21 protein-coding genes and 1 pseudogene are annotated in these 24,909 nt (G+C 44.0%); 17 read left to right on the top strand and 5 right to left on the bottom strand.

Translation table 11 applies throughout. The annotated features are described in order from the left end of the window. Positions 1–28: 28 nt before the first annotated feature. The 5 genes and pseudogenes from HAP68_RS17580 to speB all read left to right on the top strand — a co-directional run. On the top strand, positions 29–1,108 hold the full coding sequence (locus tag HAP68_RS17580) for a SagB/ThcOx family dehydrogenase (RefSeq protein ID WP_046341453.1): 1,080 nt from the start codon (positions 29–31) through the stop codon (positions 1,106–1,108). Further along, on the top strand, positions 1,105–2,160 hold the full coding sequence (locus HAP68_RS17575) for a SagB/ThcOx family dehydrogenase (RefSeq protein WP_046341452.1): 1,056 nt from the start codon (positions 1,105–1,107) through the stop codon (positions 2,158–2,160). The genes HAP68_RS17580 and HAP68_RS17575 overlap by 4 nt, the downstream gene beginning before the upstream one ends. Continuing rightward, positions 2,157–3,497, top strand: a complete 1,341-nt coding sequence (locus tag HAP68_RS17570; protein ID WP_025853604.1) for an MATE family efflux transporter — start codon at positions 2,157–2,159, stop codon at positions 3,495–3,497. Before HAP68_RS17575 ends, HAP68_RS17570 begins: the two co-directional genes overlap by 4 nt. Next, a complete protein-coding gene (locus tag HAP68_RS17565) occupies positions 3,498–4,925 on the top strand; it encodes a DUF885 family protein (RefSeq protein WP_046341451.1) in 1,428 nt (475 codons plus the stop codon). It begins immediately after the preceding gene. A 161-nt stretch (positions 4,926–5,086) separates the two neighbouring features. Continuing rightward, positions 5,087–5,524, top strand: a pseudogene (gene speB / locus HAP68_RS17560) (agmatinase); the annotation flags it as partial. Positions 5,525–5,646: 122 nt separating this feature from the next. On the opposite strand, the gene HAP68_RS17555 reads toward speB, so the two are convergent. Together HAP68_RS17555 and HAP68_RS17550 are read right to left on the bottom strand one after the other, a co-directional pair. After that, positions 5,647–5,766 (bottom strand): PhrC/PhrF family phosphatase-inhibitory pheromone, encoded by a 120-nt coding sequence (locus HAP68_RS17555; RefSeq protein ID WP_131242041.1) that lies wholly within the window; start codon positions 5,764–5,766, stop codon positions 5,647–5,649. Then, on the bottom strand, positions 5,750–6,895 hold the full coding sequence (locus HAP68_RS17550; protein WP_024085922.1) for a Rap family tetratricopeptide repeat protein: 1,146 nt from the start codon (positions 6,893–6,895) through the stop codon (positions 5,750–5,752). The genes HAP68_RS17555 and HAP68_RS17550 overlap by 17 nt, the downstream gene beginning before the upstream one ends. Before the next feature lie 291 nt (positions 6,896–7,186). Here HAP68_RS17550 and HAP68_RS17545 point away from each other — a divergent pair, with 291 nt between their 5' ends. The 4 genes from HAP68_RS17545 (at position 7,187) to HAP68_RS17530 (ending at position 11,420) form a co-directional block, all read left to right on the top strand. Continuing rightward, positions 7,187–7,615, top strand: a complete 429-nt coding sequence (locus HAP68_RS17545) for a YwiB family protein (RefSeq protein WP_003151069.1) — start codon at positions 7,187–7,189, stop codon at positions 7,613–7,615. Beyond that, complete coding sequence (argS, locus tag HAP68_RS17540) at positions 7,612–9,282, top strand: arginine--tRNA ligase (RefSeq protein ID WP_003151071.1); 1,671 nt, start codon at positions 7,612–7,614, stop codon at positions 9,280–9,282. Before HAP68_RS17545 ends, argS begins: the two co-directional genes overlap by 4 nt. Positions 9,283–9,415: 133 nt before the next feature. Further along, entirely contained in the window at positions 9,416–10,606 is a 1,191-nt protein-coding gene (gene narK / locus HAP68_RS17535) for a nitrate transporter NarK (RefSeq protein ID WP_003151073.1), read from the top strand. Between the two features lie 97 nt (positions 10,607–10,703). Then, positions 10,704–11,420 carry a Crp/Fnr family transcriptional regulator gene (locus HAP68_RS17530; protein ID WP_014306017.1) on the top strand — a complete coding sequence of 239 codons (717 nt, stop codon included), beginning with the start codon at positions 10,704–10,706 and terminating at the stop codon, positions 11,418–11,420. A 30-nt stretch (positions 11,421–11,450) separates the two neighbouring features. Here HAP68_RS17530 and HAP68_RS17525 read toward each other — a convergent pair whose 3' ends face one another. Beyond that, complete coding sequence (locus tag HAP68_RS17525) at positions 11,451–12,170, bottom strand: YwiC-like family protein (protein ID WP_017418714.1); 720 nt, start codon at positions 12,168–12,170, stop codon at positions 11,451–11,453. A 142-nt stretch (positions 12,171–12,312) separates the two neighbouring features. On the opposite strand from HAP68_RS17525, the gene HAP68_RS17520 reads away from it, so the two are divergent. From HAP68_RS17520 to HAP68_RS17485, 8 genes are all read left to right on the top strand, one after another. Next, positions 12,313–12,789: a cyclic nucleotide-binding domain-containing protein gene (locus HAP68_RS17520; RefSeq protein WP_024085921.1), complete on the top strand. Its 477-nt coding sequence runs from the start codon at positions 12,313–12,315 to the stop codon at positions 12,787–12,789. Between the two features lie 176 nt (positions 12,790–12,965). Further along, on the top strand, positions 12,966–16,652 hold the full coding sequence (locus tag HAP68_RS17515) for a nitrate reductase subunit alpha (protein WP_024085920.1): 3,687 nt from the start codon (positions 12,966–12,968) through the stop codon (positions 16,650–16,652). Next, entirely contained in the window at positions 16,642–18,105 is a 1,464-nt protein-coding gene (gene narH, locus HAP68_RS17510) for a nitrate reductase subunit beta (RefSeq protein WP_024085919.1), read from the top strand. Before HAP68_RS17515 ends, narH begins: the two co-directional genes overlap by 11 nt. Before the next feature lie 25 nt (positions 18,106–18,130). Beyond that, complete coding sequence (gene narJ / locus HAP68_RS17505) at positions 18,131–18,688, top strand: nitrate reductase molybdenum cofactor assembly chaperone (protein ID WP_024085918.1); 558 nt, start codon at positions 18,131–18,133, stop codon at positions 18,686–18,688. Then, complete coding sequence (narI, locus tag HAP68_RS17500; protein WP_024085917.1) at positions 18,685–19,356, top strand: respiratory nitrate reductase subunit gamma; 672 nt, start codon at positions 18,685–18,687, stop codon at positions 19,354–19,356. Before narJ ends, narI begins: the two co-directional genes overlap by 4 nt. A gap of 138 nt (positions 19,357–19,494) precedes the next feature. Then, positions 19,495–20,124 carry a YitT family protein gene (locus HAP68_RS17495; protein ID WP_003151082.1) on the top strand — a complete coding sequence of 210 codons (630 nt, stop codon included), beginning with the start codon at positions 19,495–19,497 and terminating at the stop codon, positions 20,122–20,124. Between the two features lie 95 nt (positions 20,125–20,219). Next, positions 20,220–21,722, top strand: coding sequence for a cardiolipin synthase (cls, locus tag HAP68_RS17490; protein ID WP_014306012.1), 1,503 nt, complete (start codon positions 20,220–20,222; stop codon positions 21,720–21,722). 80 nt (positions 21,723–21,802) lie between these two features. Beyond that, complete coding sequence (locus tag HAP68_RS17485; protein WP_024085916.1) at positions 21,803–23,530, top strand: ABC transporter ATP-binding protein; 1,728 nt, start codon at positions 21,803–21,805, stop codon at positions 23,528–23,530. 67 nt (positions 23,531–23,597) lie between these two features. Here HAP68_RS17485 and HAP68_RS17480 read toward each other — a convergent pair whose 3' ends face one another. Together HAP68_RS17480 and uvsE are read right to left on the bottom strand one after the other, a co-directional pair. Then, the gene (locus HAP68_RS17480) at positions 23,598–23,870 is read right to left on the bottom strand and encodes a hypothetical protein (RefSeq protein WP_003151087.1); all 273 of its coding nucleotides are present in this window, start codon (positions 23,868–23,870) and stop codon (positions 23,598–23,600) included. 68 nt (positions 23,871–23,938) lie between these two features. Next, on the bottom strand, positions 23,939–24,901 hold the full coding sequence (gene uvsE, locus HAP68_RS17475) for a UV DNA damage repair endonuclease UvsE (protein WP_024085915.1): 963 nt from the start codon (positions 24,899–24,901) through the stop codon (positions 23,939–23,941). Positions 24,902–24,909 lie beyond the last annotated feature (8 nt).

Genomic DNA, 24,909 nt, shown 5'->3' with positions numbered 1-24,909 from the left:
CAGTAAGAAATGTGGAGTAGGTGAAAATGTGATTAATTTAAATTTAGAAGATAAATTATATCTTAATGCAGGGATAAGAGTTAAATTTAATGATGATAGTTGGGAATTGATTGACCTCTTAAACAAAAAGAGAAATAAGGTCAACACGTTGATAGTCATGGTAATATCAGTTTTTTCCCATGGAGAGAGTATAGATAATTCTTATAAAATGATCTCTCAAAAAATTAACGTCGAACTATCTGAATTCATTTCTGTAGTTGAAAATTTACTTCATAGAGAAATATTAATCGATAAGAAAAATAGTAATCATTTGTGGGCTTTGGAAGTAATAGAAGAATGGAGTAAAAAGGGATGGGATAAGGCAGTTGATTATCACTTATTAACGTATGATTACCCTTTTTTAGATTATAAAAAAGACGGACAACTAAAAGATGTATTTTTAATGGAAGAATATGCTAAAAAGGAAATGGATCATAACAGAGGAAAAAAATGCGAAAAAGTGAGAAAAGAAATCAAAGTTGATTCACCGATTAATATTTTAAAAAATTTATCAGTGTCATATAAAGATGGATTAAACGCTGATACAATCACGAAATTAATGAGTTCAATTTTTGGAGTACTTAGAAAGAAAAGAATAACATGGGAAAATGTATCTGATCTGGTCAAAAAAACGAATCCATCGGGTGGTTCGAGACATCCTTCAGAAGGCTACCTTTTTAACTTATCAATAGATAATCTAGAAAAGGGCATTTATCATTTCTCAAGTTTAACTTCAACCTTGGATTTTATTAATGATCTTCCAGAAGAAGATTATTGTAAAAAAGCATTTGCTGGTCCTTTAAGAGCCCCGTTTACTCCAAATGCATTTATTGTAATAACATCGGTTTTTGAAAGAAATATGTATAGATATAGAGAGCCTAGAACCTTTAGAACGGTATTTATGGATGTAGGCCATATAGTTGAGAATATAAGCAAAACAGGAAATTTTTTGGGCATGCATATCTATCCACACCAAGGCATTGATGATGAAATGATAGAAAATATTTTGGGTATAAACTATTTAGAAGAAGGAGCAATTATGGGTATTGCAATAGGAGGAGAAAAATGATCAGTGAATTTAAAACAGCCCTTACTTTTAAAAACAAAACAAATATTAGATTTTTAGAAAATAACTTAGTAGAATTCTCTAATCCTCTAGAAATGAAAAAGTATAAAACTTCTAAAGAAGATCTATTAGAATTAATTTCTCAAATCGAAAATAATAGTTTAGAAGAGGAAATATCAAATAAACTTGTTGATTTAAACATCCTTGAATATGAAGGAGAAGAATCATGTACATCATTGATAAAACACTGGGATAAAAGAAACTGGGACGAATCACTAAATTATTATTGTTGGACAAGAGGTATAAAATTTATAGATGAAGGAGATAACTATCAGTCTAAAAGAAAAGAAACTATAGATATGTATTTAAAGGAGGATGGTCTTCCGCTTAGTCCTAAAAGTTCCACGGATAGGAGTATTAAGCTTATAAAAGGTCAGGCACATGATACGAATAAAAGCCTAGGTGAGGTTCTATTGAAAAGAACTACTGTAGAAAAATTCATAAATAAAAAAATTCTTTTTAAAACATTTAGCGAATTTTTGTATTATTCAATGAAGGATATCCGAAATGAAAGGAAAGAATTAGGGAATTCAGTGGATAAACTAGATCTCTTAAATGGACTTAGTTATGCATTCGATTTTTATATAGTGAGTTTTGACGTTGAAGGAATAGAGCAAGGTATATATTTTTATGATGTACGTGAACATAGTCTTGAACTCAAATCGAAAGGAGATTTCAGAGGCAAAGTTCAAGAGGCTCTTATTGGTCAGATGTCACCTTTAACTTCAGCATTTGCATTAATTATTACAGTAGATTATAGAAGAAAACAGTGGAGATATAGGCATAATAGAGAATTAAGAAATGTTTACATAAACTCAGGACAGGTTTGTCAAAAAATGGTTCTAGGTGCGACTCAATTTGATTTATATTGTAACTTAACCCCTGCGGGGAGAGATGGATTTTATAATCAATTGTTAGAGTTAGATAGTAGGTTTGAACAGGTTATTTATACAATAAATATAGGGTATGCAAATAAAGGTAGAGATAAGATATGAAAATAAACTATTTAAAAGAAATCTCTAAAATATCACTTCCGATTTTTGTTAGCTCTAGCACAAGTATATTGTTAGGTTTGGTTGATACTATTTTAATAGGCCGTACAGATGTCAGCCAACTTGCCGGAGTGTCAGGAGGTGCTGCAGTTTTTTCTCTATTTACATCTATTGTTACAGCAACCTTGGTTAGCAATCAAGTGTTTTCCGCAAAATATTTTGGTGAAAATAGATTGGATAAAGTATACAATACATTGGCTAACAATTTTATTTTCAGTATTATTATTGCTGTAATTTCAAGTGTTATAATTCTAACTTGCTCACCATATTTATTTAGCTTAATTGATAGCAATAGTTTAGTCTCGGAAATTTCTTATTTGTATTTAGCGATGCGACTACCTGAACTCTTCTTTCTAATCCCTCTACTATTATTAAAAGATTTATTAAGTTCTTATAAGAAAACAAAATACATTTTGTTTTCTAGTCTATTTATAAATATAGCCAATGTGATCTTTAGTTATATTCTAATTTCCGGGGTGGGTTTTTTTCCTAGAATGGGTGCATGTGGAGCTGCAATTGGTAGTAGCTTAGCAACTTTATGTGGTTTAATATATATATATATAGTTTACAAAAAGGAGAACATATACCGAAAACAAAAAATTATCTATAAAGTTAATTTTAGGGAAATTTTCGAAGTTCAAAAGTTTTGTCTTCCTGCTATGAGTTCAGCAACTTTTGATTATATAGTCAATTTAATCATATTCGGGTTATTAGGAGTAATGGGAGCTATATATCTTGCTGGAGGCAGAGTTGCATTTCAACTGGATATGTTGATTTTCACATTTTCAATGAGTCTTGGTATAGGGGGGAACATTTTGATAGGTAGAGCTTGGGGAGAGGGAAAAGAAGAAGAAATTAAGAAGATTTTTTCTACAAGTGTTTTATTCTTATGCATAATAATACTGGTACCTAGCTTAGTTTTCATTATCTTCCCTAATAATATTTTAAGTATATTCACTAATATACCCGAGTTAGTAAGTGTTACCAAAAACTCCGTGGTGCTAATTGGAATATCTGCTCCTATAATTGCTCTCTCTTGTGTATTATCAGGGACACTACGTTCCTTAGGAAAAACTAAAAATGAAATGTATGCAAACTTAATACCAATTTGGTTTATCCAGTTACCTTTGGCTTATTTTCTAGGAGTTAGACTAGGATATCATTTAGACGGTGTTTATATTGCTTTTCTGTTTTATTGGATAGGTAGATGCTTAATGTCAATTTGTTTTATTAACGCTGTTTTTAAAAATCAAAACTACATGAAAAATGTGAATGCCTAAATGAGCAACAGTAAGAGTGCCTTGAAAAAAATAGCATCTAAACACATTAACAAGTGGAGAATAAAAAATCCTATCCAATCTAGATTGAACGGAGGAATTTTAAATCATCTTCAATTAGAGGACTTAACTGTCGGAGGATTTGAGAACCAGATATTATTATTAAATGATTTTGAAAAGGAAATAAAACTTGTAAAAAACTTTGATAAAGAAGATGAATTTTTCAAAAAGGAAATACTTCGTTCTATAAAATTAAAAAAATATATTTTAAAAAACGATAACCCTTATAAAAGAAGTTTAAATAGTTATCTAAAGTACATAACACTGGTGATATATTTCCATAAAGAAAATTTAAATTCAGATACTGTTGAGAATATTTACAGAGCACTGGTTACTGCGTCTGAACTAAAAATTAATGTGAATTTAGAAGATCAAAAGTTTGCTCAAGATTTGATAATTTATTTGATGAAAATTCATGTAAAAGATTGGCGAATAAAGAAACAATTAGATATGTGTATTAAATTATTGATCAGTATATCTTTAAATAAAGAAAAAAAACTATTTAGGCCTGAAATAGAAAACATAAACTATTTGTTAACGGAATGTTACGGAACCAAAAATACTCTAGGTAGTTGGCGGAATGATATACAAGAATGCTTACTTGAAGAATTAACTCAATTAAATAAAATGGAGTACCCGGAAATAAACAATAATATAGTTACTATCAAGGAAAAGGAAGGGCTTACAAAATATATATATGATTATATAAAAAAATTGTATAAAAAAAGTCATTTTGAGCAGGATAATTCTTTAGATTTTGATATTGAATTGCTCCCTAATATATTTAGTTATATAACAAGAGAAGGTTTCTATTTGCATAACAAGATAGAAAAAAAATTACTGATTTCTAACGAGATGACAAAATTATACAATGCGGACAAGCGAGAATTTGAATCGTTCATTTATGCATTTTTGTCGCATGAAATTTATCCTGGACATCACCATCATATTAATTCAATAAAGTATAAATTTATTAAAGAACATCTTGATTTTCTAACCAATCCTATTGGTTTAGAAGGGTGGGCAGTTTATAGCGAGCAGATATTAAATCAATTGGGTTTTGGTTATGAACTTAAACTTAACAACCTTAAAAAAATAATACCGGTCTCTATTTTTTTTGAAATGCTTCTAAATGGCGAGAAAAGTGCAGAAAAATTAATTGAAAAAATATTTAGTTCTAATAAACAATTGTATAATGAATTTAAAAGAAATAAAGGTTTTGGTTCTGTTAATTTAGTTTACGTAATTGGTTATATTGAATATACTAAGATTTTAAAAAGTAATAAACGTTATGATCTCAATAAAGTGCTATCTCTTGGACCGTTAACTCCTTCTTATTTCAACTCTTTATTAGACTTACAAAAAAAATAACTTCAAAATAAGCCTAAGACAATTTATTTAACCCTAGAAAAAATAACTTCTGGATTTTGGCAATATGGTTGTACTTGTGAGTATTTCCAGATCTGAAAGTTCGTATATTAAAGTTTTAGCCTGTCAGATAAGGGTTTCGTTGAAAAATTTAGAAGAAGTAAGGCGAACCGCTTTCCCACTCTACTCCGATCCGCAAAGCGGCCGAGCTCATCGGGCCGCAAAACGTATTTTCATTCGGCATCCGCTCCGGAATGAAGGAAGAATTTGAATGGGCGAAAGAAAACGGCATGCACATTTCTAAGTTTGAAGTGCTTGAGCCGTTGAAAAAAGTGCTGCCGCAGCTTGCGGGACGCCCGGTTTATGTCACCATCGATATCGACGTTCTCGACCCCGCTCATGCGCCGGGAACGGGCACGGTTGACGCGGGAGGCATCACGTCTAAAGAATTGCTCGCGTCCATCCATGAAATCGCGCGCTCAGAGGTCAGCGTAAAAGGCGCCGACCTCGTAGAAGTGGCACCGGTCTATGACCACTCAGAACAAACCGCAAACACGGCAAGCAAGATGATCCGTGAAATGCTGCTTGGGTTTGTGAAATAGAAAGAAGAAAACCCGGAATAACAGGGCAGAAGCAGCCTTTGTTCCGGGTTTTTTGTAATAGATATTAAAACACTCGAGGGGATTGTCCCTGCAAACCTAAAATGAAATCTTTCATAATAAATTCAAATCATGGCGCGTTCAGAAACATAATAATGAGGAGTTAAGCTATTCATTATCCCTGCTGATACTAATGTCGTACTCACAGCAAAACAGACTATAAGTAATTTATACTTCAATTTCATATAAATTCACTCCTCCTTCGATCTGCTGTCTGGCTTCTTCAACTTTTAAAAAGTAGACAGAAGCTTTTTTATATTCTTCTTTTGTGTAATAATATTTAGCTACATCAAGGGCTAATTCCTCAATATCAGCATACATCAATTTACTTTCAAGAAAATGCAGACAATCGTTTATTAATGTATCTCTTGGATCCGGCATATATAAATATTCCAAAAATTTAAATTTTTCCTCGTAAATTATATCATCTATTTCCTTACATATTGAGATACCTTTTTTATGATAATCGTACGCATTATCTATATTTTCTAACTTAAAATAAATCTGCGTAAGTAAGAAGTAGGGCTGCGGAAGTGAATGGCTCATTTGAGCTTTTTCAAAAACAGCTATGGCTTCTTTTAAATGGGGAATAGCCTCGACTTTATTGTTTTGATTATTATGGCATAAAGCGATGTTAAAAAGTGTTCTCCCCATTAATTGCGGCTGCTGCTCCAATTCAGCCATCGTATATGCCTTTTGAAAGTGGGAAATCGCGTGATCGTATTGCTTTACATCAAGATAATTAGCCCCAAATAAAGAATGGCACTGGGTTAATCTAATATTGTATTTTTTTTCATCTTTATAAATTAAATAAGCCTGCCGCGCGTAATCCATCGATACATAAGTTTGTTTCATATAATAATAGACTTCTGACATTTTAAAGTAAAATTCAGCTTTTTCTATATGATCTTTAACGTACGTCAGTTTGCTTTCAGCTTTCTTAAAAAACTGAATCGCTGAAAGATATTCACGGCATTCCAGCTCATACATCCCCCGGAAAAAATTAAAATAATAATCAAGCCGTCCGGTCAGCCGGGCCTGCTTTTTATCAATATCCGCGAGCAGATCCGATAGTCTCGGCTGTTCTTCTATCCGCTGCGATTCCAGCGGTTCGAGGTATTCGAGCATCAGATTGTGGCGGAATTCCATGAGAGAATAGTACAGATGAAGATCCTGGTCATCTTCCAGGCCTGCAAGCTCTTCTTTGATTTCTCTCCGCAAGTACTCGGCGTCCGGGATGCTGAACCTTCGAATGTACATATACCATTCGTTGATTTTTTCTCCAACCGCTGAAGACGATAAAACACTCGCCACTATTCCGAATCCCTCCCTTCCACGTTATGTATATGACATATTTTATCATTTTCATTCGGAAGGATAGCGCAAAAATACCGCAAACTTTTCCCCTTTGACAAAGCCGTCCGCCGAAGGAACCGCATTTATCCCGCAGCCTAGGATTTCCGGTTTTTTCATTTTCCTTAAAAATCATGTTTATCTTCAAAACCAATCAGCAAAGATGGTAAGATAGGAGGAAGCGGTTGAACTTTTTCCCTTGAAAACTTATACTATTCAGGTTAAGCGGGATGATGAAAAGGAAGTGTCAGCATGAGACAGGAGACACCAGTAGCCATTCATGTGCAATCATTCATTCATAACGGCTCCGAAGAAGAGTCGGTTGAATTTACATCGAGTGGGTTCTATTACGTGAGAAACGGCAAAACGTATCTTTCCTATCACGAAGAGCATGATTTGGGCAAGATTAAAACGGTCGTCAAGATCACAGAAAAAGAGATTCTCGTAATGAGATCGGGCGCCATCCAAATGAAACAGCGGTTCATTCCGGGGGCATCGACACTCACTCAATATAAACTGCCGTTCGGACAAATGGAGCTCCGTACGGAAACGAAAAACATTCAATCTGATGTCGGCGGTTCGGAAGGCTCCGTCAAACTGACATATAACATGACTGTAGGCGAAAACCAAGAACATGTACATAACATGACGATCCAATATAAGGAGGAAACAAAGGCATGAATATTGCGGAACAAATGAAGGACGTGCTGAAGGAAGAGATCAAAGCGGCCGTTCTGAAAGCGGGCCTGGCGGAAGAAAGCCAGATTCCAAGCGTACTGTTAGAAACGCCGAAAGACAAAACACACGGTGATTATTCCACAAACATGGCGATGCAGCTGGCGAGAATCGCAAAAAAAGCGCCGCGCCAAATCGCTGAGGAGATCGTGGCGTCATTTGATAAAGGCAAAGCTTCCATTGAAAAGATGGATATTGCGGGGCCCGGCTTTATCAACTTTTACATGAACAACAGCTACTTAACAAAACTGATTCCGTCCGTGCTTGAAGCGGGTGAACATTACGGAGAGACAAACATCGGACAAGGCGAAAAGATTCAGGTCGAATTCGTATCGGCCAACCCGACGGGAGATCTTCACTTAGGCCATGCGCGCGGCGCGGCGGTAGGTGACGCGCTGTGCAGCGTGCTTTCTAAAGCGGGCTATGATGTGAGCCGTGAATACTATATTAATGATGCGGGCAACCAGATTAACAACCTGGCGCTTTCCGTTGAAGTCCGTTATTTTGAAGCGCTCGGCCTCGAGAAACCGATGCCGGAAGACGGTTACCGCGGCGAGGATATTATCGCCATCGGGAAAAAGCTTGCCGAAGATTTCGGCGACCGTTTCGTACATGAAGAGGAGAGCGAACGTCAGGCGTTTTTCCGTGAATACGGCTTAAAGTACGAGCTTGATAAACTTCGCTCCGACCTGGAAAATTTCCGCGTGCCGTTTGACGTATGGTATTCTGAAACGTCACTGTACGAAAACGGAAAAATTGATCAGGCGCTCGAGGCGCTTCGCGAAAAGGGCCATGTATACGAAGAGGACGGCGCGACATGGTTCCGCTCCACAACGTTCGGCGACGATAAAGACCGTGTTCTGATCAAAAAAGACGGCTCATACACTTATCTGCTGCCGGATATCGCATACCATAAAGACAAACTTGACCGCGGATTCGACAAGCTCATCAATGTATGGGGCGCGGATCACCACGGGTATATTCCGCGTATGAAAGCGGCGATTGAAGCGCTCGGTTACAAGAAAGGCACATTGGAAGTTGAGATCATTCAGCTCGTTCATTTATACAAAAACGGCGAAAAAATGAAGATGAGCAAACGTACGGGGAAAGCCGTAACGATGCGCGACCTGATTGAAGAAGTCGGCTTGGATGCCGTGCGTTATTTCTTCGCGATGCGCAGCGCTGATACGCATATGGATTTTGACTTGGATCTTGCCGTATCCACATCTAATGAAAACCCTGTGTATTATGCGCAATACGCACATGCACGTATTTGCAGCATGCTTCGCCAAGGGGAGGAGCAGGGACTTAAACCGGCGGCAGATCTTGATTTCAGCCATATTCAATCAGAAAAAGAATATGACCTGCTGAAAACAATCGGCGGCTTCCCTGAAGCAGTGGCAGAAGCGGCGGAAAAACGCATTCCTCACCGTGTCACAAACTATATTTATGATCTGGCTTCCGCTCTGCACAGCTTCTACAATGCGGAGAAAGTCATCGATCCGGAAAATAAAGAGAAGAGCCGCGCGCGTCTCGCTTTAATGAAGGCGACGCAAATTACGCTGAACAATGCGCTTCAGCTGATCGGCGTATCCGCTCCGGAAAAAATGTAATGATGATCAAAGGACAAAGTCTTCGGGCTTTGTTCTTTTTTTGCATATAAAGCGTGTGATGTAATTCACAATCCAGCACACTGAGTTTTTGTATGATAAGACTGATATTGAATCAGTGAAAGGGGCAAGCCGAATGATCAATCGTCAACATATTCAATTATCGCTGCAGTCTTTAAGCTTAGTGGCAGGGTTTATGGTGTGGGTGCTGATTTCATCGCTCATTTCTCAAATGACATCAGATATTCATTTAAGCAAAGGCGAGATTTCATTGGTGACGGCGATTCCCGTTATTCTCGGATCGCTTCTCCGTATTCCTTTAGGATATTTAACGAACAGGTATGGCGCGCGGCTGATGTTTATGATCAGCTTCATCCTGCTTTTGTTTCCCGTATTTTGGATCAGTATCGCGGATTCTTTATTTGATTTAATCACGGGCGGCTTTTTCTTAGGGATCGGCGGAGCGGTATTCTCCATCGGAGTGACGTCCCTCCCGAAATATTATCCAAAAGAAAAGCACGGTGTCGTCAATGGGATTTACGGTGCCGGAAACATCGGGACCGCCGTTACTACCTTTGCGGCGCCGGTTATCGCTCAAGCCGCGGGATGGAAAGCAACCGTGCAGATGTATCTTGTTTTGCTGGCTGTTTTCGCATTACTGCACGTTTTGTTCGGCGACCGGCATGAGAAGAAAGTCAAAGTTTCCATAAAGACACAAATGAAAGCCGTTTACCGAAATCATGTGCTGTGGATGTTGAGCCTGTTTTATTTTATTACGTTCGGCGCCTTTGTCGCCTTTACCATCTATCTTCCGAATTTTTTGGTTGAGCATTTTGGGCTGAGCCCTGCGGACGCCGGTCTGCGGACGGCCGGCTTTATTGCGGTCTCTACGCTGCTCAGGCCTGTGGGAGGGTTTCTTGCAGATAAACTGAGCCCGCTCCGCATTCTGATGTTCGTTTTCGCAGGGCTTACGCTGTCAGGCGTCATGCTGTCATTCTCCCCGGCGATCGGCCTTTATGCGTTCGGATCGCTGACGGTGGCAGTCTGCTCAGGGATTGGAAACGGGACGGTATTTAAACTGGTGCCTTTCTATTTTTCGAAGCAAGCTGGGATTGCCAACGGTATTGTGTCTGCCATGGGCGGACTGGGCGGTTTTTTCCCTCCGCTGATTCTGGCAAGTGTATTTCAGGCAACGGGTCAATACGCGATCGGGTTTATGGCGCTTTCAGAGGTTGCGTTAGCCAGCTTTGTCCTTGTGATCTGGATGTATTGGCAGGAAAGAATGAAAACACATACGGAGAGAAACAGTCATAGCCTTGATTCATAATGATCCATTCACAAGATTGTTAGTTTTTTCTGGGTGAGTGCAAATCAAGTCACGTTACAATATACATACGCAACGTGACTTTCTTCGAGGTGAGCTCATGAATATTCTCTCTGTCCGAAAATCTGATAAAGAACTTCTTTCCCGCGAACTGCATGAATTGCTGGAATCGATCAGTACGAAAAGGAAAATGAAAAAACACACGTATTTGTTTCAAGAAGGAATGGATGCAGAAGAGCTTTATCTGATTCAATCAGGACTCATTGAAATCGGCAAGCTGACATCTGACGGAAAAGACCTGACACTTAGAATCTGCCAAAAACACGATATTGTCGGAGAATTGACGCTATTCACAGATGAGCCGAGATATATGCTCAGTGCGAAAGTGTTAGAGGACGGGGAGGTGCTCGTCATTAATAAAAACAGGCTGGAAAAGGAATTGATCCAAAACGGTGTTTTGACGTTTGAATTTATGAAATGGATGAGCACCCATCTGCGAAAAATCCAGTCTAAGATCAGGGATCTGCTTCTTCACGGCAAAAAAGGGGCGCTCTATTCCACCCTTATCCGCTTATCAAACAGCTACGGGGTGGAACGAAGCGACGGGATTCTGATTAACATTGTGCTGACAAATCAGGATTTGGCTAAGTTTTGCGCGGCGGCAAGGGAGAGCGTCAACCGCATGCTGGGAGACCTCCGCAAACAAGGGGTTATTTCGATAGACGAAACCGGAAAAATTATTTTGCATAAGCGGGACTATTTACGATGCGAGATCGAGTGTGAAAATTGTCCGCTTGAGATCTGCAATATTGACTGAAAAAACAAGGGCAGCCGATGTCCTTGTTTTTCAGCTTGTGATACATATACACATGACGGCGAAAAAGAAGCCGGCATTTACGATTTCCAGAATGCCGATCGTTTTCACCGGCCAGTCTCTTCCGTGAAAAAACCAGGCCCGCAGACTGCTTGGGATAAAAGCAAGAAACGCCCAGCCTGCCCCGAGAAGAGCCGATAAAAAGGGGAGCAAGAGGTGATATCCCCACGACCAGTAAGCAAACCTTCTGTTTTTTCTCTCCCGTATGACCGATTTCACATAAAAAGAACTCCCGACAAAAAATAAAGCGGATTGCAAGAATAGAAACCAAGCCCAGCCGTCAAGGATTCCCGTTCCCAGCCAGCAGCTCGCAAGCCCGCCTGAACAAAAGAACAAGACTCCCGCAATATCATTCGTGAGCGCCCGTTCGTTTTTTCGGCGGGCATAATGCGTATGTATGAGAAACAGCGGCAATAAAAAAACGCCGATCCAGACAAGCTGCGGCTTATGAAAGACAGAAATGATCAAAAAGCAGCAGGCCGGAAAACCGTAATACCATATCCACTTTTGATAAGGCTGAAGCTGTTTCTTTTTCAAAGCGAGCGAAACGGGATAAACCGTCAAGTAAAGGAACAGCCAGCCCAGAAAGAGCGGAATATGCCAGAAAACCGGGCCTCCCTTGACCATGCCGAGTAAAAATGGAATCAGCAGCATCGCCCATGCGCCGTGCTGCTTCGGAATCATCGCTTTCATCGAAACCCTCCTTTTTATTTCATTATAAGTGCAGTCATCCTTCCGATAAGTGACATTCATCATACAAGCTGTGAAATATATCACTGCTGTACAGGCTCAATCGGGCTACACTAAAGCTATCAATAGCACAGGAGGCTTTCCTATGAATCAGTGTGACTATTTATTATTTCTGAAACAACTTCCTATGTTTAATGAAGTGCCTCTGTCCATTGTCGAAACCTTGCTGAAAAACGGGACGTTTATCCGCGGCTCATCTGACCAATCTCCCTCCTTTCTTCATTCACAATCCGTTTATATTGTATTAAAAGGCAATATCCGTTTTACGGACAGCAGGCTCCCTGAAGGGTCGCAAACCGTTGCGCTGTGGGAAAAAGGCGATGTGTTTCCGATTGATGAAAAAGGCGGGCTCTCTTTATCGCCTTTTATCTCAGTCAATGCCTCACCGGATATTCTGGTACTCCATATTCCATATTCTATATTTAAGCAAATGATGTCTTACCATCCGCGGCTGCAAATGAACTTTTTGGCGATGCTTCAGCAAAATGTCTTCTGTTCCTATCAGTTGTTTTTGCGGTATCTGCATACATCACAGGATGAAAATGCCGAACCCGGTTCTTAAACAGAACCGGTTTTTTTGATGACGCGGGCGTCCTCATATCGTTTGAAAATCCTTCCTGCTGCTCTGTGTGAACGTTTTGTGAAAAAAGCAGAGTGTGTGACTTAGTTCACAAGGTGATGCGCCGTCTCTGTTTATAGTGTACATAGCATCACCTGACTCGGAAGGAGTGAACGATCATGAAGAAAAAGAAAATGAGTCCGTTGCTCAGGAGATTAAACTATTTTTCTCCTATCGAACATCATTCAAATAAACATAGCCAAACGACAAGCGAAGATCGTGATTGGGAGAATGTATACAGAAACAGATGGCAGTACGACAAAGTCGTTCGCTCCACCCACGGCGTCAACTGCACGGGTTCTTGCAGCTGGAATATTTATGTGAAAAACGGAATTGTCACGTGGGAAGGACAAAACTTGAATTATCCATCAACAGGACCGGATATGCCTGATTTCGAACCGAGAGGCTGTCCGCGGGGGGCCAGTTTTTCATGGTACATCTACAGCCCGCTCCGTGTGAAATATCCATATGTGCGAGGTGTGCTGATCAATTTGTGGCGGGAAGCATTGCAGACGCATCAAAATCCGCTGGATGCCTGGAAATCGATCGTTGAAAACCCTGAAAAAGCGAAGTCCTATAAACAGGCAAGAGGGAAAGGCGGCTTTGTCCGCGCGGAATGGCCGGAAGTGCTGAAGCTGATTTCAGCCTCTCTGCTGTATACAGTCATGAAATACGGGCCTGACCGGAATGTCGGCTTTTCTCCGATTCCAGCTATGTCCATGATCAGCCACGCGTCAGGTTCGCGATTCATGTCTTTAATCGGCGGCCCAATGCTCAGTTTTTATGACTGGTATGCGGATCTCCCGCCGGCGTCCCCGCAAATTTGGGGCGACCAGACGGACGTTCCGGAAAGCAGTGATTGGTACAATTCAGGCTATATCATCACATGGGGCTCCAACATTCCGCTAACGAGAACGCCTGACGCGCATTTTTTGGCGGAGGCCCGCTATAAAGGCGCCAAGGTGATTTCAATCAGTCCCGATTTTGCGGAGTCCTCAAAGTTTGCGGATGACTGGCTCAGTATCCGCCAAGGGACTGACGGAGCCCTGGCGATGGCGATGGGTCACGTCATTCTGCAGGAATTTTACGTGAATCAAGAGACGGAACGTTTCATGGAATACGCGAAGCAATACACGGATTTTCCATTCCTCGTCACCTTATCAAAAGAAAATGGCGTATACACAGCGGGACGGTTTCTGCATGCGAAGGATATCGGACGGCAGACAAAGCATGATCAATGGAAGCCGGCGGTCTGGAATGAACAGACAGGTGCGTTTGCCATACCGCAAGGAACAATGGGCTCCCGCTGGGACGGGCAGCAGAAATGGAATCTGCACATGATCGACGAAGACACCGGGGAACAGATCGAGCCCCGTCTCTCCGTGCTCGGAATAGAGGACGAAATCAGTACGGTGCGCATTCCGTATTTTTCAAATGACGGAAACAAAGTGCTTGAGCGGAATCTTCCTATTAAAAAACTGGGACTGAACGGCGAAGAGGTGTGTGTCACGACTGTATTTGACTTGATATTGGCCAACTACGGCGTGAACCGGGGCATCGGCGGACAATCAGCCGCATCTTATGATGATCCCCGTCCGTTCACACCTGCCTGGCAGGAACAGATCACGGGAATTAAAAGAGAAGCCGTTATACAGATTGCCAGGGAGTTTGCCAAAAATGCGATTGATACAGACGGCAGATCGATGATTATCGTAGGGGCGGGAATCAACCACTGGTTCAACTCCGACACGATTTACCGCGCGGTGTTAAATCTTGTTTTATTGGTAGGCGCCCAAGGCGTAAACGGCGGAGGCTGGGCTCATTATGTCGGTCAGGAAAAGCTCCGTCCTGCTGAAGGGTGGCAGACGATCGCAACCGCAAAGGACTGGGAAGGCGTGCCTAAACTGCAAAACGGCACCTCATTTTTCTACTTTGCGACAGACCAGTGGCGTTACGAAGACCAGCCGATCAGTGACTTGGCTTCACCGATCGCTTCTTCATCCCGCTACAAGCATCACGCCGATTACAATGTGCTGGCGGCGCGATTAGGGTGGCTGCCGTCCTACCCGACATTCAATCAAAACGGCATTGATCTGTACAAAGAAGCTGAGAAGGCGGGGGCGGCGACATCTGAAGACGTAGGTGCGTACGTGGCCTCACGGCTTCAAGAGAAAAAACTGAAATTCGCGATTGAAGACCCGGACAATGAAGTGAATTTCCCAAGGAATCTCTTCGTATGGCGGGCAAATCTGATCTCAAGCTCAGGAAAAGGGCATGAATATTTTCTTAAGCATCTGCTGGGGACGACGAACGGTTTGATGAATGACGACAGCGACAGCATCCGCCCTGAAGAAATCAAATGGCGGGAGCAGGCGCCGGAAGGCAAGCTCGACTTGTTAATCAATCTCGACTTTCGAATGGCCGGTACGGCGCTGTATTCCGATATCGTGCTGCCGGCGGCGACATGGTATGAAAAACACGATCTCAGCAGCACGGATATGCACCCGTTCATTCATCCATTCGCTCCGGCGATCTCGGCGCCGTGGGAATCGAGGTCAGACTGGGATATTTTCAAAGCACTGTCAAAAGCCGTTTCCGACCTGGCGGAAGAAGTCGATATGGAGCCGGTGAAAGAGGTAGTCGCGACGCCGCTCCTCCACGACACGGTGCAGGAATTGGCCCAGCCGTTCGGAAAAATCAATGACTGGAGCAAGGGCGAATGTGAAGCCATTCCGGGAAAAACGATGCCGAATATCCAAGTCGTTGAACGGGATTACAAACACATTTTTCATAAAATGACCGCGCTCGGCCCTCATACGGCTTTAAAACCGAGCGGAACAAAAGGGATGAGCTGGTCGATTGCGGATGAATATGAATCACTCAAAAAGAGACTGGGAGAAACCGATTCAGACGGCGTTGCCAAAGGATGCCCGAATATAAGTGAAGCAAAGCAGGCGGCAGAAGCGATTTTAACCCTGTCGTCCACCTCAAATGGAAAGGTCGCCGTAAAAGCATGGGAATCGCTTGAAAACATCACAAACCTGAAGCTGAAAGACCTGGCGGAAGAACGCGAGGAAGAATGCTTTACGTTCGAGCAAATTACAGCCCAGCCGAAAACGGTCATCACGTCTCCGGCCTTTACCGGCTCAGAAAAAGGAGGGCGCAGGTACTCGCCGTTTACGACGAATGTGGAAAAATTAATCCCGTGGCGGACACTGACCGGCAGACAATCCTATTATGTCGATCATGAACTGATGATGGAATTCGGTGAAACGATGGCGACATTTAAACCGATCCTCCAGCACCGTCCGTTCCTAAGCAAGCGGCCTGATCAAGAGGGCAAAGAGATCGTTCTTAATTATTTGACGCCGCATAATAAATGGTCCGTCCACAGCATGTATTTTGATTCCCTGCCGATGCTGACGCTGTTCCGGGGCGGGCCGACCGTGTGGATGAATAAAGATGACGCAAAGGACACGGATATCAAAGACAACGATTGGATTGAATGCTTCAACCGAAACGGCGTTGTCGTGGCGAGAGCGGTTTTGTCTCACCGGATTCCTAAAGGAATGGCGTTTATGCACCATGCCCAGGACCGCCACATCAACGTGCCCGGCACAAAACTGACGAATAACCGCGGAGGCACCCATAACAGCCCGACAAGGATTCACGTCAAGCCGACCCAGATGATCGGGGGCTACGCACAGCTCAGCTACGGCTTTAACTATTACGGTCCGACGGGGAATCAGCGCGATCTGAATGTCGTCATCCGCAAGCTGAAGGAGGTCGATTGGCTTGAAGATTAAAGCGCAGATCGGAATGGTCATGAACTTGGATAAATGCATCGGCTGCCACACGTGCAGCGTCACCTGCAAAAACACGTGGACAAACCGTTCCGGTGCGGAATATATGTACTTCAATAATGTTGAAACAAAGCCCGGTATCGGCTACCCGAAGCAATGGGAGGACCAGGACAAATATAAAGGCGGCTGGACGTTGAAAAAAGGAAAGCTTGAACTGAAATCAGGCCCGAAAACAAACCGGCTTGCAGGCCTTTTCTATAACCCGAACCAGCCGACGATTGATGATTACTATGAACCTTGGAACTATGATTATGAAACATTAACAAACAGCCCGCAGAAAAATCACCAGCCGGTGGCGCGGCCGAAATCGTCCTTGACGGGCGATTTTATGAATATCGAATGGGGCCCGAACTGGGAGGATGATCTCGCTGGCGGCCACATTACGGGTCTTGAAGATCCAAACGTGCAAAAGATGGAGGAATCGATTAAAACAGAATTCGATGAAGTCTTTATGATGTATCTGCCGCGTATTTGTGAGCACTGCATCAATCCGGCGTGCGTGTCCTCCTGCCCGTCCGGCGCCATGTACAAACGCGAGGAAGACGGCATCGTTCTCGTTGATCAAAACGCATGCCGTTCATGGAGATATTGCGTCTCATCCTGTCCTTATAAAAAAGTCTATTTTAACTGGCAAACGAACAAAGCGGAAAAATGCACACTCTGCTTTCCGCGCTTGGAGGCGGGGCTGCCGACCATCTGCTCCGAAACGTGTGTGGGCAGAATCCGCTATCTCGGCGTCATGCTGTACGACGCGGACAAAGTGGAGGAAGCGGCCTCAATTGAAAATGAAAAGGATCTCTACCATTCTCAACTGGACGTTTTTCTTGATCCGAATGATCCTGAGATTGCCAAACTGGCAAAAGAACAAGGCATCCCGGCTGAATGGATAGAGGCCGCGCAGCAATCGCCGATCTACAAAATGATCATCGATTGGAAGATTGCGCTGCCGCTTCATCCTGAGTACCGCACACTGCCGATGGTTTGGTACATTCCGCCGCTGAGCCCGATTATGAATCTCTTTGAAGGAAAAGGCAGCCGGCAAACGGCGGAAGATATTTTTCCGGCTATCGACCAAATGAGAATTCCGATTGACTATTTGGCCCAGTTATTAACGGCCGGTGATACGGATCATATTCGGTCAACGTTAAAGAAAATGTCTGTCATGCGCCAGTATATGAGAGCAGTCCAGACGAATAAATCCATCGACCCGGCACTGATCTCCAGTGTCGGCTTAACAGAAAAGCAAATTGAAGACATGTATCGGCTGCTTGCGATCGCCAAATATGATGACCGCTTTGTGATCCCAAGCAGCCATCGAGAAGAAGTGTCTGATTTATACGCTGAACAAGGAAGCTGCGGCTTGTCATTTTCAGGCGGCCCCGGCTCTTGTTTCTAACTTTTGATAAATGAGGTGAAACAAGATGAACACCACAGACCGGCAAATGACGTTCGCAGCTCTTTCCATTCTTCTCTCTTATCCGGATGAAGAGTGGAGAGCCGGGCTTCCCGATTGGAAGGCTCTTATCCATGACGTCACCAATCAGCAAATCCGTGAGAAACTGCTGCACTTTTTAGAGGCGGCAGCCGGCTTTTCTCCGCAAGCGCTGATTGAACACTATGTGTATACGTTCGACTTCGGGAAAAAAACGAATATGTACGTCACCTACTTTAACTCAGGCGAGCAAAGGGAGCGCGGAATTGAACTGCTGCATTTAAAAAACACCTACCAGCAATCCGGTTTCCTGCCGACAGAGAAAGAATTGCCTGATTACCTGCCGCTGATGCTGGAATTCGCCGCGGTTGCGGAGATTGAAGCGGCGAGAAGCGTGTTTGAGAAATACCTGTCCAATGTGCGGGAGCTGGCTTCCCGCCTCGAAAAAAATGACAGCCTCTATGCTGAGCTGCTGCACGTGCTGCAGGCCGCGCTGGAAAGCATCGGTGTACGTGAAAGCACTGAAGAAGGGGCTGTTCAGGCATGAGCGGGCAGATCCTGTGGGGGATTATGCCGTACATGGTATTGACGATCTTTATCGGCGGGCATATTTACCGCTATCAGCATGACCAGTTTGGCTGGACGGCGAAATCAAGCGAGCTGTTAGAAAAGAAAAAACTTGCGGCGGGCAGCACACTTTTTCACTGGGGACTGCTGTTCGTTGTCGGCGGACATGTCATGGGAATTCTGATCCCGGAAGGCGTGTATACTGCACTTGGCATTTCAGAGCATACGTATCACAAAATGGCGATCGGCGCAGGCCTGCCGGCTGGGATCGCGGCTTGTGCCGGACTAGTGATCCTGACATACAGAAGGCTGTTTGACAAAAGAATCCGCAAAACCAGCTCGCCATCGGATATCCTGACGCTTATTCTGCTGCTGTTCATGATGCTGTCGGGCGTTGCGGCCACGTTTCTCAACATTGACTCGAAAGGATTTGATTACAGGGCAACAGTCGGGCCGTGGTTCAGGGAAATTGTTTTGTTCCGGCCTGACGCTTCTTTGATGGAGAGTGTCCCGCTATGGTTTAAGTTTCATATCATCATAGGGTACGTCGTTTTTATCCTCTGGCCGTTTACAAGATTGGTTCACGTGTTCAGCCTGCCCCTCAAGTATTTGACCCGCAGCTATGTCGTCTATCGGAAACGCACGTAAAAATCCCCTGCAAGAGGGGGATTTTTTTATGGTGAAAAAATAAAAACATAAGATATTTTCTGCCAAGGTAATGGCTGGGCGGCGGGGATTCCTGTTATGTTTTATGTGGAAATAATATCAACAAAAGGAGAGTGAAGAATGAAGCGGATTTTCCTCATTTTAGCCGCCTGTCTGATGACAAGCGCCGGCGTCCTGACACTCAGACATTCTCATGTATTAACCGGCGGCACAGCGGGACTGTCACTAAGCCTGTCGTACTTGTTTCATTCCTCATTTGCGATTATCTTCTTTCTGATCAATATCCCGTTTTATATATTTTCTCTCATCAGAATGGGAATCAAATTCACTCTATCCACCGTTTTTGCAGTCACTGTGCTGACTCTGTTTACCGGCGCGGATCACTGGCTGCCGCCGGTCTCTGTTTCACCGCTTGCCGGGGCGATTTGCGGCGGGGCGCTGATCGGGTTCGGCCTGTCGCTCATGTTTTATCATCAGGCATCGCTCGGCGGCGCCAATATCCTCGCTTTATTTCTGCAAAAGCGCTGCGGATGGAATCCGGGTGCCGTTAATTTCCTCTTCGATTTTGGCGTCGTGCTGGCCGGCATTTTTTCCGTCGGATTGCTGAAAGGGCTCTTCTCCTTAGTGTCGATAGCGGTCACCGGTCTGATCATCGGCATCTTCAAAAATAAAATCAAAGGCAGCTGCTCGCTCAATCCGGCATTGCTTCAGAACATCACAACCGGCCAGTCACAGGAAGTGTCATCATAATCCTTTCCGCTCGTGCGGAGAGGATTTTTCATATGTTTACAGGCTGGAAAACAGAGGGTATACAGAGATATCGGATCAGATGGGAGAGAGTCGGGATGCTGAAAAGGAGACTGGAATTTTGCTTTTTATATATGATGCTTATCGGAGCATATGTCATATGGTTTTTTCCGGTTTCCAGGCTTGAGTTTTACGGAGGGTTGCTTTGCTACGCAAGCATTATTTTGTTCAGCATCTATTCGTTAATTCTTGAAAACCGCACCTCGCAGCACACGCTGTTATGGATTCATATTCTTGTGTTTTTTCCGATCGCCGGGTACTTATTTTACCTTTTTTCCGGCCAGCTTTATGAAAAAGGCAAGCTGTTCAGGTCGAAACGGACATACAACCGGGAAAAGCTGAGAACGATATTTGATATGGAACAGACGCCCGATCTGTCCGGGCTGAAAGGAAATCAGAAGCGTTTCTTTCAATATTCAATCAAGGCGTCCCATATGAATATCAATACAAAAAGCAGGCTGAAGGTGCTCAAAAACGGGGATGAAACATTTCCGGAGCTGTTTGAAGCGATCAGGTCGGCAGCATCATTTATACATATTGAGTATTACATGTTCAAATCAGACATGCTTGGGCACAAGATGATGGACATTATGATGGAAAAAGCGCGTCAAGGCGTGGAAGTGCGGTTTTTGTTCGACGCGGCCGGCAGCCTGAAGCTGGCCGGAAAAGACATTAAAAAACTGAAACGCGCGGGCGTGAACATCGTCCCGTTTCTGCCGCTGAAATACGGTTTTTTCAACCAAAAGTTCAATTTCAGAAATCACCGCAAGATCGTCATCGTTGACGGGAAAACCGGTTTTGTCGGCGGGCTGAATGTCGGCAAGGAGTATATCGGCAAAGACCAAAATGTCGGCTTTTGGCGGGACACCCATATGAAAGTCGAAGGAGAAATCGTTCAGACGCTCCACAGCATTTTTATGCTTGATTGGGAATACGTTTCGGATGAGGTGCTGATTGATCAGAAAGCATACAGCCGCCCGGTCCCTGCAGAAAGCGGCGGCGTCTATCAAGTCGTTCCGACGGGACCCGATATGAAGGAGCGGATGAGCGATCTGTATTATGCCATGATAGCGGCGGCCGAATCATCTGTATGGATCGCGACGCCTTATTTCGTGCCGAATGAGCCGATCCGCACAGCGCTAAAGGAGGCTGCTGCCAGAGGCGTCCGGGTGCGAGTCATGGTGCCGGAAACCAATGACGGATTTTTAACCCAGTACGCGACGAGATCGTATTTCCCCGAGCTTCTTCGCGAAGGAATCGAAGTCTATTCCTATCAAAAAGGCTTTATGCATCAAAAGGTGCTCATCACTGACGGAAACCTCGCCTCTGTCGGGACGGCGAACATGGACATGAGAAGCTTTCAGCTGAACTTTGAGGTCAATGTCTTTTTTACAGATCAAAAGGCGATCAAAGATCTTGAAGCGCATTATCTGGAGGATATGAGAGAGTCTGAGAAAATCAGCCCCGTGCGTTTCTATAAGCGCACATTATGGGAAAGAACGAAGGAATCCTTCGCGCGGTTATTTTCCGGCGTTTTATAAAAAACGCTTTTAAAACTCCTTGTGTATAGTATAATTGAGAAATATTATCATTAGGAACGAGGCACAAGGAGGACGGAAACGTGCTGCGACAATTTTTTTCTTATTATAAACCGTACAAAAAGCTGTTTTTTCTCGACTTCTTTTCTGCCATCGCCGGCGGATTGATGGAGCTGAGTTTTCCTCTGATTGTTAATTACTTTATCGATACATTGCTCCCGGGGCGGGATTGGCGTCTGATTATTTTGACTTCCGCTGCTTTATTCGGAGTCTACGCCCTCAGCTCGGCGCTTCAGTATGTTGTGACGTATTGGGGCCATATGCTCGGCATTAACATTGAAACCGATATGCGGAAAAAGCTTTTTGACCATCTGCAAAAGCTTTCGTTCAAATTTTACGATAACAACAAAACGGGCAGTTTAATGTCCAAGCTCACCAATGATTTGATGTATATCGGAGAAACCGCCCACCACGGGCCTGAAGACCTGTTTATCGCGGTCATGACGATTTTGGGCGCGTTCGGTGTGATGCTGTTCATTAACTGGCAGCTCGCGCTGTTGACCTTTATCATTATGCCGGTCGTCATTTGGCTTGCTTTGTATTTTAATAAAAAAATGACCTCTGCGTTTACAAAACTGAACAAAGACGTCGGAGACTTCAGCGCGAGGGTCGAAAACAATATCGGCGGCATCCGTCTTGTTCAGGCTTTCAGCAATGAAGCGTTTGAAAAGCAGCGGTTTGACGTGAACAATCAGCGTTTCCGCAAAACAAAGCTGAAGTCATATAAAATCATGGCGAAAAACGGCTCGATCAGTTACATGCTGACAAGATTCGTCACGCTGTTCGTCCTGTTGTGCGGGACATGGTTCGTGATCCGCGGATCGTTATCTTACGGGGAATTCGTCGCTTTTGTGCTGCTGACGAACGTTCTGTTCCGTCCGATTGATAAAATCAATGCGATTATTGAGCTGTATCCGAGAGGCATAGCCGGTTTTAAAAGCTTTATAGAAATAATGGAAACGGAGCCTGATATCAAGGACGCCCCGAACGCGAGACATGTGTCCGGTTTAAAAGGGAATATCCGTTATGATGGTGTGTCATTCGGTTACGAAGAAAACAGCCCGGTTCTGTCGGGAATCAATTTGTCCATTCATGCAGGGGAGACAGTCGCATTCGTCGGGCCTTCGGGAGCCGGAAAATCAACGCTGACAAGTCTGCTGCCGCGTTTTTATGATCCGTCTGAAGGCGTGATTTCCATCGATGGAATTGATATTAAGGACATGACGCTGTCATCATTGCGCGGACAAATCGGCGTCGTCCAGCAGGATGTCTTTCTGTTTTCCGGCACATTGCGGGAAAACATTGCGTACGGGCGGCTCGATGCGTCTGAGGAAGAAATCCGGCAGGCCGTCCGCCAGGCGCATTTAGAGGAGCTGGTAAACGGGTATTCCGACGGTTTAAACACGGTGATCGGCGAGCGCGGCGTGAAGCTGTCAGGCGGGCAGAAGCAGCGGCTTTCCATCGCCAGAATGTTTTTGAAAAACCCGTCGATCCTAATTTTAGACGAGGCTACATCAGCCCTCGATACAGAAACGGAAGCCGCCATTCAAAAATCGCTGCAAGAGCTGTCTGAAGGACGCACGACGCTTGTGATCGCCCATCGGCTGGCTACGATTAAGGATGCGGACAGGATCGTCGTCGTCACGAAAGAAGGCATCGCTGAACAAGGTCATCATAAGGAACTGCTGGCATCCGGCGGCATATACCAGAGACTCCATCAGGCCCAATTCGGCGAGCTGATACATGAATAATGGAAAAAGGATAGACGAGCGGGGGCCGGGCAGCCTCCTGTCTATCCTTTTTTTATGTAGTCCGTATTTAATGGGCTTCTTTTTGCGCAGGTTCGATGATATGTTTGAAACGGTCAACAAGCTGCACCGCTTTCTTTCCTTCCACTACAATTAAATATTCTTGTTCTTTATGAGCCATTCTGAACGTTTCCAGCTCAATGATATCTTTGATTTTGCACATTGTTTTTTTAGAGTAGATATACAGCTCGTGGCCTCCCGTGTGGCAAAGCTGATAAAGCTGAAGCATGTTTCTTAAAGTGAACTTCTTAGCGGCTATTTTCAAAGATGTAATGTTTTTCATGTGTTTTCTCCTCCGTCTGATGGTCTGTTATTTCGGAAATTCCCCATATGAACGGGTGATAAACCTGGTTATGCCTTCCACCTCAGCACTCCGCCCGCCAGGCGTTTAACTCCGCGGATGGCGCTTAATTCTTCGACGAGCCGGAGCAGCGCCCGGTCTTTCTCTTTCGCCTCAATCATAAAATCGATGTCCGCATCCCATTGTCTGAACCGCTCCAGCACCGGCAGAATAAAATTCGCGTCCACATAGTCCGCATGACTGCGTACGGCTGATTCTGATTTTGGCGAGGAGAGATGGACCTTCGGCTTTAAGCCGATCCGCTGCCATGTTTTGATCATCCGCGGAAGAATGTCATCTAAATCAGCGTCATCGGCCGGATTGGCGTAAAAATGGTGATAATCAAACACAAACGGAATGCCTTCTTGCTCACATACACTGAGTGTTTCCTCGGACGTATATGTTTTATCATCGTTTTCTAAAGTCATCCGCTGTTTGATGACATCGGGAAGTTCTTTCAGATTCACGCGGAAACGGGCAAGCGCGCTTTGTTTGTCACCGTAAGCGCCTCCGACATGGATGTTGATGACGGAACGGTCCGCGATGCCCATTGTGTCCAGCATGTCATAATGATAGGCCATATCCTTGACCGCATTTGCGGTAATCTCCCGTTTCGGGCTTGTAAAAAGCGTGAATTGGTTCGGATGAAAGCTCGTTCTGAGGTCATATTTTCTGACCAGCCCGCCGATCTCACGAAACTCCTGGCGAAACGGCGTGACAAAATCCCACAGTACATCCGGGTGCGTGGCGAGCGGCACAATTGAGCTTGAGAACCTGTACAAAGGGATGCCGTGGCCGACCACATAGTGGAGGGTGCGCAGCGTATTGGTAAGATTTGCTTTCGTCACAGAAAGCAGAGCGTCTTTCCGCTCACTGCGGGAAAGCTTGGTATAGCGCGCATATGTTAAGGTTTTGGCGGGGGACGCGTCCCAAAGGCACATGGCGTTTGCGACGAATCCGAATCTGAACAGCATATGGTTTC

The organism is Bacillus sp. Bvel1 (genome assembly GCF_014872755.1).
GTDB classification, from domain to species: domain Bacteria; phylum Bacillota; class Bacilli; order Bacillales; family Bacillaceae; genus Bacillus; species Bacillus velezensis.
This window is presented reverse-complemented; position numbering and strand designations above follow the sequence as displayed.

What these genes read in the sequence shown, in the direction of transcription:
- HAP68_RS17575 (WP_046341452.1), top strand. Translation starts at nt 1,105, where the DNA reads ATGATCAGTGAATTTAAAACAGCCCTTACTTTTAAAAACAAAACAAAT.
- HAP68_RS17570 (WP_025853604.1), top strand. Translation starts at nt 2,157, where the DNA reads ATGAAAATAAACTATTTAAAAGAAATCTCTAAAATATCACTTCCGATT.
- HAP68_RS17495 (WP_003151082.1), top strand. Translation starts at nt 19,495, where the DNA reads ATGAAGCGGATTTTCCTCATTTTAGCCGCCTGTCTGATGACAAGCGCC.
- HAP68_RS17555 (WP_131242041.1), bottom strand. Translation starts at nt 5,766, where the DNA reads ATGAAATTGAAGTATAAATTACTTATAGTCTGTTTTGCTGTGAGTACG.
- narJ (WP_024085918.1), top strand. Translation starts at nt 18,131, where the DNA reads ATGAACACCACAGACCGGCAAATGACGTTCGCAGCTCTTTCCATTCTT.
- narI (WP_024085917.1), top strand. Translation starts at nt 18,685, where the DNA reads ATGAGCGGGCAGATCCTGTGGGGGATTATGCCGTACATGGTATTGACG.
- narK (WP_003151073.1), top strand. Translation starts at nt 9,416, where the DNA reads ATGATCAATCGTCAACATATTCAATTATCGCTGCAGTCTTTAAGCTTA.
- HAP68_RS17565 (WP_046341451.1), top strand. Translation starts at nt 3,498, where the DNA reads ATGAGCAACAGTAAGAGTGCCTTGAAAAAAATAGCATCTAAACACATT.
- HAP68_RS17520 (WP_024085921.1), top strand. Translation starts at nt 12,313, where the DNA reads ATGAATCAGTGTGACTATTTATTATTTCTGAAACAACTTCCTATGTTT.
- argS (WP_003151071.1), top strand. Translation starts at nt 7,612, where the DNA reads ATGAATATTGCGGAACAAATGAAGGACGTGCTGAAGGAAGAGATCAAA.
- HAP68_RS17545 (WP_003151069.1), top strand. Translation starts at nt 7,187, where the DNA reads ATGAGACAGGAGACACCAGTAGCCATTCATGTGCAATCATTCATTCAT.
- cls (WP_014306012.1), top strand. Translation starts at nt 20,220, where the DNA reads ATGCTGAAAAGGAGACTGGAATTTTGCTTTTTATATATGATGCTTATC.
- HAP68_RS17515 (WP_024085920.1), top strand. Translation starts at nt 12,966, where the DNA reads ATGAAGAAAAAGAAAATGAGTCCGTTGCTCAGGAGATTAAACTATTTT.
- uvsE (WP_024085915.1), bottom strand. Translation starts at nt 24,901, where the DNA reads ATGCTGTTCAGATTCGGATTCGTCGCAAACGCCATGTGCCTTTGGGAC.
- HAP68_RS17530 (WP_014306017.1), top strand. Translation starts at nt 10,704, where the DNA reads ATGAATATTCTCTCTGTCCGAAAATCTGATAAAGAACTTCTTTCCCGC.
- HAP68_RS17525 (WP_017418714.1), bottom strand. Translation starts at nt 12,170, where the DNA reads ATGAAAGCGATGATTCCGAAGCAGCACGGCGCATGGGCGATGCTGCTG.
- HAP68_RS17480 (WP_003151087.1), bottom strand. Translation starts at nt 23,870, where the DNA reads ATGAAAAACATTACATCTTTGAAAATAGCCGCTAAGAAGTTCACTTTA.